This window comes from Arachidicoccus sp. (assembly GCF_050436765.1).
Taxonomy (GTDB): domain Bacteria; phylum Bacteroidota; class Bacteroidia; order Chitinophagales; family Chitinophagaceae; genus Arachidicoccus.
Map to the genome: position 1 here is coordinate 21,984 of NZ_JBNQGD010000216.1, position 9,012 is coordinate 30,995.

The following is a 9,012-nucleotide window of genomic DNA, read 5'->3' on the forward strand; positions in this document are numbered from 1 at the left end:
TAATCATAGAAACGGGCCTCTTTCAATTTTGAAAGAGGCCCGTTTCTATACAAGAGGGTGAGGTTATAATTTTTCGTAGAGTGCGCGTAGCTTTTCTCGTGTCATTATTTTTTCCCAATTTTCCCCTAAAGCATTTTCCCACAAAGGTTTCATGCCAAGAGAAACGTTCAGCATCTTATCAAATTGTTCTTCTGTCAGATTTTTACACAATCCGGTAGGGATATCGATATTGTGCTTCTCTACCATTCTTTTAAATTCAGCAGCTCCTTCAGGATAATATTCATCCAAATGATTCATCACAATGCAATTGCCAATGCCATGTTTGGTTCCCAGAACATAAGCCAAGCCATAGCTTACAGCGTGCGCCACACCTACTTGACTATAAGCGATACTCATTCCTCCGGCATAAGAAGCCATCATTAATTGATCATCACATTCGTTATCCCAAGCACTTTTTTCTAAAAATACTTTTTGACAAAGTTGTAAGGCTTTTTCTCCGTAACTTTTACTAAATTCATTAATATAGGTGCCTTGCAGACTCTCGATACAATGAATATAGCAATCCATGCCCGTATAAAAACGTTGATTTTTTGGAACGTTATGGATTAATTCTGGATCTAAGACTATTTGATCAAAAGGTGTGAAATCGGAATTCATCCCCAATTTCCTTTCAGGACCCGTCAATACACATGTGCGACTTACTTCTGCACCGGTGCCACTAATAGTAGGTATACCTACTTTATAAACGCCCGGTTTTCTTACCAAATCCCATCCCTGATAGTCTGCAGAGGAACCTTCGTTGGTCATCATTAATGAAACGGCTTTTGCCAGGTCCATAGTAGAGCCACCTCCAATACCGATGATGCCACTGACCTTGCCATGCTCTTCTTTTAGGAAAGCAGCTATCTTATCAACCTGGGTTGTTTTGGGCTCTAATGTAGTATCGGCGAAAATAACGCGGTCATTTTCTTTTGTGGGGATGCGTTTAAGTAAAGGATGATTTTCAAAAAAATGATCTACTAAAAAGACCATCGGCGCATTGTTGAGTCGGTGAGGTGCTAATATTTCATCGAGCTGACTAAAACTGCCTCTTCCATAGATTACATAATCAACCATTTTAAAATTGCGAAACTGTGTCATCTTTTGTGTTTTATAAAACAAAAGTATAGCGTAATTTTTAAATTAGCGATTAAAGATGAAATGTTTTGGTCCTAGAAATTCTTTTCTTTTATTAGGATGCATTTTGTTTTATGATAATAGACATAAGAAATAATTAAAATGCCGAATATCACCAAAGGGAAAATAGCATTACCATTAAGACCATCGACAGACCAATTGGCTACGCATGCCGCAATCATTGATATGCCGAAGCCCGCATAAGCCCATTCCTTGTAACGAGGTTTTATCATGGGTAAAATTAAAATAATGCCACCAATAACCTTAAAGACCGTCAATTCAATTCTAAAATGATCGGGGTAGCCTAAGTGATGAATGCCTTCTTTGGCAAGTGGTGTATTGAAAGTTAAAGCGGGCAATACAGCGTCGAATAGAAAGATGATGCTGGTAGTAACCCAGTAAATAATTTTGTGCTTTTTCATTGGAAAGATTTTTAGTTTTTATTTTTTAATTAAGCAACTTCTCATAATGAAGGCATACGACACCGGACGAAAATGCAATGGATTTTTTTAATTTCAGTGAAGTAATATGATTAGAATTACGAAATAGTGGAATCCCCGTTCCTAAAATTATGGGGTTGACAAATAGCCAAAACTCGTCGATCAGATTCAATTCCATTAATGATTGTGCCGCTCCTGGACTGCCAAACATTATAATCTCATTTCCACTTTTTTGTTTCAATGAAAGAATACTTTCCAACAGGTTTTGACTGATTATTATTGCATTAGGAATAGTTTTATTTTGCCATGTTTTTGATAATACTATTTTAGAAACAGAATTGTACCAGATGGAATGCTCTATATCATGTTGACTAGCATTGGGTTTTTGCGCCGCTGTCGGCCAATAATCATCCATCATTTCAAAAGTTACACGGCCATATAATGCGGTATCGGCCTCATTTGTACGTTGCGCTGCATAATCGAAAATTTCTTTATTAACTGTAATCCAATCCATCTCACCATTGGTTCGAGCGACAAAACCGTCAACAGATATATGCATAAATAATACAAGCTTTCTCATTAGTTTATTGATTTAAAAAATTTACTTCCATTAATGTCATTGCAGTTTGTAGTCTAAATAAAGTTGTTTTACCGAAGCCGCGAAGCTGGAGTAATGCCTGCTCATTAAATTTTTTAAGATGTTCCAACTCTGTGATGCCTATTTTTTCTGATGCACACCTTGCGATTTCGGGTAATTGAAGAAAGGATCCATTGGTGGGTTTCTTTTTTCGATCTTCACTATCACATTTGAGCCGAAATTCCACAATCTTTTGTATCAGGTCTTTCGGTAAGGAGTCATGCAAAGAGAATTGAATGGCTCCTTTCGACGTCTTGTAAGAGCTTAATTCTTTTTTGAAATTTTGAATACCCAAAGCTGTAGGATAGAACCCTAAATGATTTTTTGCCACTGCAAAATAAACCAATGTCTTGTTTTGTTTGTATGGAGGTATATTATGACTAATCATTTCTCTCGCATCGGGGGCGGCTTCGCAAATACTCAAAATTTTTTGTTGTTGTAATGTGTGGGGAGAAATGTATTCATCAATATTTTGAAATGATTGCTTTTTCATAATTTTTTTTAATTATTTTCTGCATACTTTTTAAAATTGTCAAGAATACTTTGCCAACCCTGCCGTTGTTGCTCAATTGAGTTGATATTTTCAGCCTCAAAGGTTTCTACAATTTTTGTTTTCCCATGTAACTCTGCGAAGTCAATAATCACTTTTCTGCCATCGTCAATTGTGTAAGCAATATGTTTGTTCGTCGTAATTTCGTTATAAACACCGCCAAAGTCAAAGCCAAAACTACCATCTTTGGCTTCCATTCTACAAAGAAATACTCCCCCCGCTCGTAAGTCGCTTTTGGCTTGCGTTGTGTGCCAATCTTCAGAAGCCTTGTTCCATTTGACAATGTGATCCGGGATGGTCCAATAGTTCCAAACTTTGGCAGCGTCTAGATTTACGACTGTTTCGACAGATATTAATTTATTTTTCTCCATAGTGGTTACTATTTGAATGATTTATTCCTTTATTAAGCATTTTCCAAATCGGCAATAATTATCTTTTTCATTTTCCAGATCGCGTGAAATATTCTGTTTGATTTTTCTACATCTCCGCTGCTTAAGAGTTCCGTCAATTTGCTCGGTATAATTTGCCATGAAAGCCCAAACTTGTCTTTTACCCAGCCGCATTCGACCTCCTTTCCACCCTCTGAAAGTTTACTCCAGTAATAGTCTATTTCTTCCTGAGAATCGCAATTGACCATCACGGAAATAGCTTCCGTAAACTGAAAAGCGTTTCCTCCATTTAAAGCAAAATATTCTTGTCCGTCCAAATTAAAGCTTACCGTTAATACGGATCCTTGAACACCTACCGGTGAATTATCAGGATTACGTGCGATATGTGTAATGGCAGAGTTTTTAAAAACGCTTGTATAAAAATTGGCTGCTTCTTCGGCTTGCCCATCAAACCAAAGACAGATTTTTGTTCTTTGCATGATAGTGACTTTAAAAGTTTTTAATTACATATTCTTATCAAAAGTAATCATCCATTGCATATCAAATTTATCGGTGAGTTGCCCGAATAAACCACCCCAAAACATTTTGTCAATAGGAACTTGTATATTTCCATCAACAGAAAGTTTGGAAAAAAATTCATGAGCCTCAGCCTCGCTTTCGGCAGCAAGAGCCATAAAAGAGTTGTTGCCTATTTTTAATTGATGCCCCATGGATTCACAAGCATCCGTTCCCATCAATACCTGACGGTTGCCTAAAGGCAATGCAATATGCATTATTTTATTTTTATCTCTTTCAGATACATTTTCTGCTTCCGGTGTATCGCCAAAACGCATTATTGTCGAAAATTCGCCACCAAAAACTGATTTGTAAAAGTTAAAGGCTTCTTCAGTATTCCCGTCGAAATTCAAATAGGGGTTAATCATTTTCATTTTTTTGAATTTAAAGTTGAAAAAATATTTTTTATTTGTTGTACGTGTCTTCTAGTGTGATAAATATTAAACCATACCCATTCCAGCCCTGTAAATTCTCCATATTGCGAAATTGCAAAATCCGTGCAAATAAGTAAAATATCTTTTTTTTCAACTGTTTCGATGATTTGCGCGATTATTTTTTTTAAGCCACTCGTCAATTTTTCTTTTTCTATCGGCGTAATTGACGGTGAGATAGATTCAGAAGATTTGTATTTTAACTCAAAATTTTCAAAGAGTGCTTTGCCCATTGCGACTTTTTCGTCAGGGGGTCTTTCTGTACTTTTTGTATGACCGTTTAATATTTCAACAAAAGCATAACTCTTGTATAAATGTTCACCCACCTGTGCTACTGACCAACTGCCTTCAAAAGGTTTTAGATTGAGTTGCGTTTCTCCTTTTGAATTTAATAATGCTAAAAGTTCATTTGTTACATCTTTAAAAGCATTGATTACTTCAGTTTTTGACTTCGACATTTTTCATTCCGTTTTAATAATATAGCGAAGTTAATCTCCCCATTTTTGTCTGCGGCTGTGTAAATACGGCAATTTTAGGGGGTGATTGCGGCAAGAAAAAAAACTAATGGAATCCTAACTTGTCTATTTTGCCTTGGATAAGCCGCTTGTCTTCAGGCGTTTTGGCTAATCGCAATGCTTCTATGAAACAGGCTGCAGCTTTGTGAACGTCTTTTTCTTTATAAAGTTGACCTAGCAAGGTATAATACAGATGATTTTGAGTGAGTTTTAATTTTTCCGCTTGATCAATAGCCTCTTCAACATTGTTGGCTTTTGACAAGGCAAATGTTCTGTTCATCGCAACCACAGGTGAATATTCCAATATCAGTAACTCATTGTATAATCGTAAAATATTTTCCCATTTTTCTTTTGTATCCTCTTTGTGTGTGTGCCAGTATGCAATTCCGGCTTCCAAATGGTATTTGGAAAATTGATTTCCTTCGGAGGATTGTTGTAAGAAATATTCTCCTTGCCTTATTAGATCTTTGTCCCAAAGTGTTTCGTCTTGATCATCGTATAAAATAAATTCTCCTTTTTCATTTATTCGTGCCTCAAAGCGAGAAGCATGAAAACTCATTAGCGCAAGTAAAGCACTCACGTTGGGAAGATTGGTTGGCTCATTTTCAATGAGTAAATAAGTTAGACGCATCGCTTCATGACAAAGCTCTTTTGCTAAAATATTTTTTCTCTGCGATGTATAATATCCCTCGTTGTACAATAAATACAATGTCCTTAATACCATATCTAGCCTGGCGTCAATTTCAATTGGAGAAGGTAAAGTAATCTCAATCTTTTTTAGACGTAACTTTTCTTTTGCTCTGAACAATCTTTTGTTAATCGTTTCTTTATTGGTCAGGAAAGCTGAAGCAATTTCCTCAATACTGAAGCCGCAAAGTATGCGTAATGCCAAAGCTATTTGTGCTTCCGCCGTAATCGAAGGATGGCAAATGGCAAATATCATCTGCAATTGGCTATCCTTAATATTCTGCTCACTTAAATCAATCTCTGTTTCTTCCAAAATGGCGTGCGAAAATTTTAATTGTGGAATTATTTTTTCGGATAAAATCTTATCCCGCTTCAAATAATTCCTCGCCTTATTTTTTGCCACGGTATAGAGCCACGCGTTGGGATTATCGGGTATACCTTTAATACTCCAGAGTTCTGTAGCTCGTAAAAAAGTATCGCTTGCAATATCTTCTGCCAGTTCGATATGTTGCATGCCAAAAGTTTTACAAAGTACGGCAACTATTTTCCTGTACTCCGTTCGAAATAAATGTGGAATTAATTTTTCTTCATTCATAAGATAAAGCTTTCGTAATTCTACGAAAGCTTTGACTGGCAAAATTACATTTCACTAATCTCCCTTACTTCCACGCTGCCACCGTTGGAAAAGCCTGGACATCCCTTGGCAATTTCGCAGGCCTCTGAAATGGAGTCGGCTTTTACAATGGAATAACCTCCAATAGATTCTTTGGTTTCTGCATAGGGACCGTCTGTAATAATAGTTGCGCTTTTTAAGACTTTTCCTGTTAGCTCCAAGCGGTTGCCTCTATCCACTAATTTGTTTTGTGCGGCAATACCGCCAATCCAATCTATCCAGCGTTTGGTTTCGGCCTGCATTTCTTCAGGAGAACCTTTAGGGATATTATTGGCATCCCGTCTGTAAATAAATAAGAATTCTTTCATTGTTTTCATCATTTTAATTATTAAAAACAAATAACAACTGAGGCAAACGAGATTGGACACATTTGCTTAAATATTTCAAAATAATATTGGCTGTGAAAATAATGTTTATTTAAGAACTGCCATCTAATTTTTCTACTTTTCCACACAAATGAGCTCACCCCGTGCTTTTAATTTATTTTTGAAAAAAAACTCCATTACTTATGCAATATATTATTTTTCTACGTGGTGTAAATGTAGGGGGCAGGACTATTAAAATGGCTGACTTGAAAGCTTGTATTGAAAAGGCAGGTTATAAAGAAGTACAAACTGTTTTGCAAACCGGCAATGTAATTTTGGAAACTTATGAAGTTAAAGCTGAGAAGCTGCAACAGAAGATAGAGGCACTTCTCTCTGCAACATTTGCTTATGCTGCAAGGGTGTTAGCAATTACTCCAGAAGAACTAGAAGGTATTCTTCAAGGGTCTCCGTTTAAAATAAATGACCCTGCATTTCATCGTTATATTGTTTTTACAAAAGAAGGTTTTGAAAAAGAACTGGTAAAAGATTCTGGCATTTTAGATAGAAAGATTGAAGAGATACAGATTGGGAAAAATGCAGTTTATTGGCGGGTGTTGAAGGGCAATACATTAGATAGTACTTTCGGAAAGTATCTTGGCAAAGTTGGCACAAAACACTTTATTACCAGTAGAAATAGCAATACGATTGAGAAAATAATGGCTAAATGTCTCTAATATGAACTTTTTGAATATCTAAATGTGAAAATGAGCAATGCAGGGTCTCCATATAGACAACATGTTTTCAGATAGTTTTTTAGGTATTGATATTGCCACATTATTCAGGGGTAGAAGGTTAACAAAAGTTTGAGAAATGTCTCTTTTTAGATTTTCTTCTAAAAAATGTATATTTTAACTATAATCAAGGGGAGGAGAATTGGGGCTTTTTTTTCTATCTTTATATAGAATAAAAATGGTGTATCTATGAAACACATATCTATTTTGGTACCGGAGTTTGCTATTTTAGGCAGTTTGGAAGGAGCGCGCCAGCTATTTATGCAGGTGAACGAATTTATGAAATCCAAGCAATCACCTTCATTATTTCAGGTGGAATTAGTGGGTCTTTCGCGTCAAGTAAAAGTAAGCGGGGGGTTATTTACAATCAATGTAAACGCATTAATAAGTGAAGCAAAGCAAACTGATTTGATAATTATTCCAGCCATTGAGGGCGATATGCAACTCGCCCTGGAAAAAAACAAAGATTTTATTCCCTGGATAAAAGATCAATACAACAAGGGGGCGGAAGTTGCAAGCCTTTGTCTCGGTGCTTTCTTACTAGCTTCTACCGGAATGTTGAAGGGCAAAAAATGTGCGACACATTGGATGGCCGAAAATGCTTTTCGCAAAATGTTTCCCGATGTTGAACTGGTAACCGAAAAGATTATCACCGATGAAAACGGTTTTTATTCCAGCGGTGGTGCATTCTCTTATCTTAATTTAATTTTGTATCTAATTGAAAAATATGCCGGACGTGAAATTGCTTTATTGGCAGCTAAAGTTTTCGCCATTGAAATTGACCGTGAAAACCAATTGCCCTTTACTATTTTTCAGGGACAAAAAGACCACGAAGACAAAGCCATAAAAACAGCACAAGAGTTTATTGAAAAAAATTATCAGGATAAAATTACCATTGAGCAGTTGTCGTCCATGCTGTCCATTGGTCGAAGAAATTTTGAGCGCCGTTTTAAAAAGGCGACTGCTAATACGGCCACGGAATATATGCAACGTGTAAAAATAGAAATGGCCAAAAAAAGCCTTGAAAATCCACTAAAAAATGTGACAGAAGTCATGTACGACGTAGGTTACATTGATACAAAAGCCTTTAGAAATACATTCAAAAAAATTACCGGAATTTCTCCTCTTGAATACAAAAATAAATACAAGGCCATAGTGGCCAATTAGAAAATATTTTGATTTTTGTAAGGAATGAATATATTTGCTTTTTATTTGACTAGTCAAGTATAATTCAAGTACATGCAAACAATTGATCCGGTTTTAAAATTCTTTCTCAATCTTACTATGGTGCAAGCGGTCATGGGGCGACGATTTGATGCTAAACTGTGTTTACATAGTGTAAGCCTCAACGATCTTATGATTCTATTGCATTTAAACAATGCGCCAGAACGACGATTGAGAAGAATTGACCTTGCAGAAAAGGTAGGTCTCACAGCTTCTGGTGTTACAAGACTATTGGCTCCTCTTGAAAAAATAGGGATGGTAAAAAGTGAAGCGGCTGAAAGAGACGCTCGCGTAAGGTATGTGAAGCTAGCTAAAGGAGGTCAACGTATTTTGAAAGAGGCTACTGCAACCGCCGAAGCAGCTGCCAATTATATGTTTCAAGGGGATACTAAAAGAATGGAAGAAGCGACAAAATTGTTAATTGAGTTGGGTGGCTCCATAAATTAATATTCTATGGGAAATAAAAAAGAGCTCAAACAAATGTACAAAGAACTGAAGCAGCCGATGGGTATATTTCAACTAAGAAATAAGGTGAATAATAGACGTTTTATTGGGGCCAGTAGTTCTTTAAATACGGTTTGGAACTCACTTCATTTTCAACTAAAAAATGGTATGCATCCTTATAAAGAATTGCAAGCT

At 36.3% G+C, this 9,012-nt stretch carries 14 protein-coding genes; 4 read left to right on the plus strand and 10 right to left on the minus strand.

Features of this window, described 5'->3' with window-relative positions; all coding sequences use genetic code 11:
- Positions 1–63 precede the first annotated feature (63 nt).
- The 10 genes from ACQR30_RS09630 to ACQR30_RS09675 all read right to left on the minus strand — a co-directional run bounded on the left by ACQR30_RS09630 (position 64) and on the right by ACQR30_RS09675 (position 6,361).
- On the minus strand, positions 64–1,140 hold the full coding sequence (locus ACQR30_RS09630; protein WP_429734448.1) for an iron-containing alcohol dehydrogenase family protein: 1,077 nt from the start codon (positions 1,138–1,140) through the stop codon (positions 64–66).
- A gap of 71 nt (positions 1,141–1,211) precedes the next feature.
- Positions 1,212–1,598 (minus strand): DoxX family protein, encoded by a 387-nt coding sequence (locus tag ACQR30_RS09635; RefSeq protein WP_429734450.1) that lies wholly within the window; start codon positions 1,596–1,598, stop codon positions 1,212–1,214.
- Positions 1,599–1,623: 25 nt separating this feature from the next.
- On the minus strand, positions 1,624–2,196 hold the full coding sequence (locus ACQR30_RS09640; protein WP_429734452.1) for a dihydrofolate reductase family protein: 573 nt from the start codon (positions 2,194–2,196) through the stop codon (positions 1,624–1,626).
- Between the two features lie 4 nt (positions 2,197–2,200).
- The gene (locus tag ACQR30_RS09645; protein WP_429734454.1) at positions 2,201–2,746 is read right to left on the minus strand and encodes a DUF1801 domain-containing protein; all 546 of its coding nucleotides are present in this window, start codon (positions 2,744–2,746) and stop codon (positions 2,201–2,203) included.
- A gap of 8 nt (positions 2,747–2,754) precedes the next feature.
- The gene (locus ACQR30_RS09650) at positions 2,755–3,174 is read right to left on the minus strand and encodes an SRPBCC family protein (protein WP_429734456.1); all 420 of its coding nucleotides are present in this window, start codon (positions 3,172–3,174) and stop codon (positions 2,755–2,757) included.
- Positions 3,175–3,206: 32 nt separating this feature from the next.
- Complete coding sequence (locus tag ACQR30_RS09655) at positions 3,207–3,671, minus strand: VOC family protein (protein ID WP_429734458.1); 465 nt, start codon at positions 3,669–3,671, stop codon at positions 3,207–3,209.
- Between the two features lie 24 nt (positions 3,672–3,695).
- On the minus strand, positions 3,696–4,121 hold the full coding sequence (locus ACQR30_RS09660) for a VOC family protein (RefSeq protein WP_429734460.1): 426 nt from the start codon (positions 4,119–4,121) through the stop codon (positions 3,696–3,698).
- The gene (locus ACQR30_RS09665) at positions 4,118–4,636 is read right to left on the minus strand and encodes a DinB family protein (protein ID WP_429734462.1); all 519 of its coding nucleotides are present in this window, start codon (positions 4,634–4,636) and stop codon (positions 4,118–4,120) included. Before ACQR30_RS09665 ends, ACQR30_RS09660 begins: the two co-directional genes overlap by 4 nt.
- A 103-nt stretch (positions 4,637–4,739) precedes the next feature.
- Positions 4,740–5,975: an RNA polymerase sigma factor gene (locus ACQR30_RS09670; RefSeq protein ID WP_429734464.1), complete on the minus strand. Its 1,236-nt coding sequence runs from the start codon at positions 5,973–5,975 to the stop codon at positions 4,740–4,742.
- Between the two features lie 44 nt (positions 5,976–6,019).
- Complete coding sequence (locus tag ACQR30_RS09675; protein WP_429734466.1) at positions 6,020–6,361, minus strand: YciI family protein; 342 nt, start codon at positions 6,359–6,361, stop codon at positions 6,020–6,022.
- 200 nt (positions 6,362–6,561) lie between these two features.
- Between ACQR30_RS09675 and ACQR30_RS09680 the strand changes: the two genes are divergently transcribed.
- The 4 genes from ACQR30_RS09680 to ACQR30_RS09695 all read left to right on the plus strand — a co-directional run.
- The gene (locus ACQR30_RS09680; protein WP_429734468.1) at positions 6,562–7,092 is read left to right on the plus strand and encodes a DUF1697 domain-containing protein; all 531 of its coding nucleotides are present in this window, start codon (positions 6,562–6,564) and stop codon (positions 7,090–7,092) included.
- Between the two features lie 246 nt (positions 7,093–7,338).
- A complete protein-coding gene (locus ACQR30_RS09685) occupies positions 7,339–8,316 on the plus strand; it encodes a GlxA family transcriptional regulator (RefSeq protein WP_429734470.1) in 978 nt (325 codons plus the stop codon).
- A 72-nt stretch (positions 8,317–8,388) separates the two neighbouring features.
- Positions 8,389–8,820, plus strand: coding sequence for a MarR family winged helix-turn-helix transcriptional regulator (locus ACQR30_RS09690; protein WP_429734472.1), 432 nt, complete (start codon positions 8,389–8,391; stop codon positions 8,818–8,820).
- Between the two features lie 6 nt (positions 8,821–8,826).
- Positions 8,827–9,012 (plus strand): GIY-YIG nuclease family protein (locus ACQR30_RS09695; protein ID WP_429734474.1); only part of this gene is annotated, 186 nt, incomplete at its 3' end.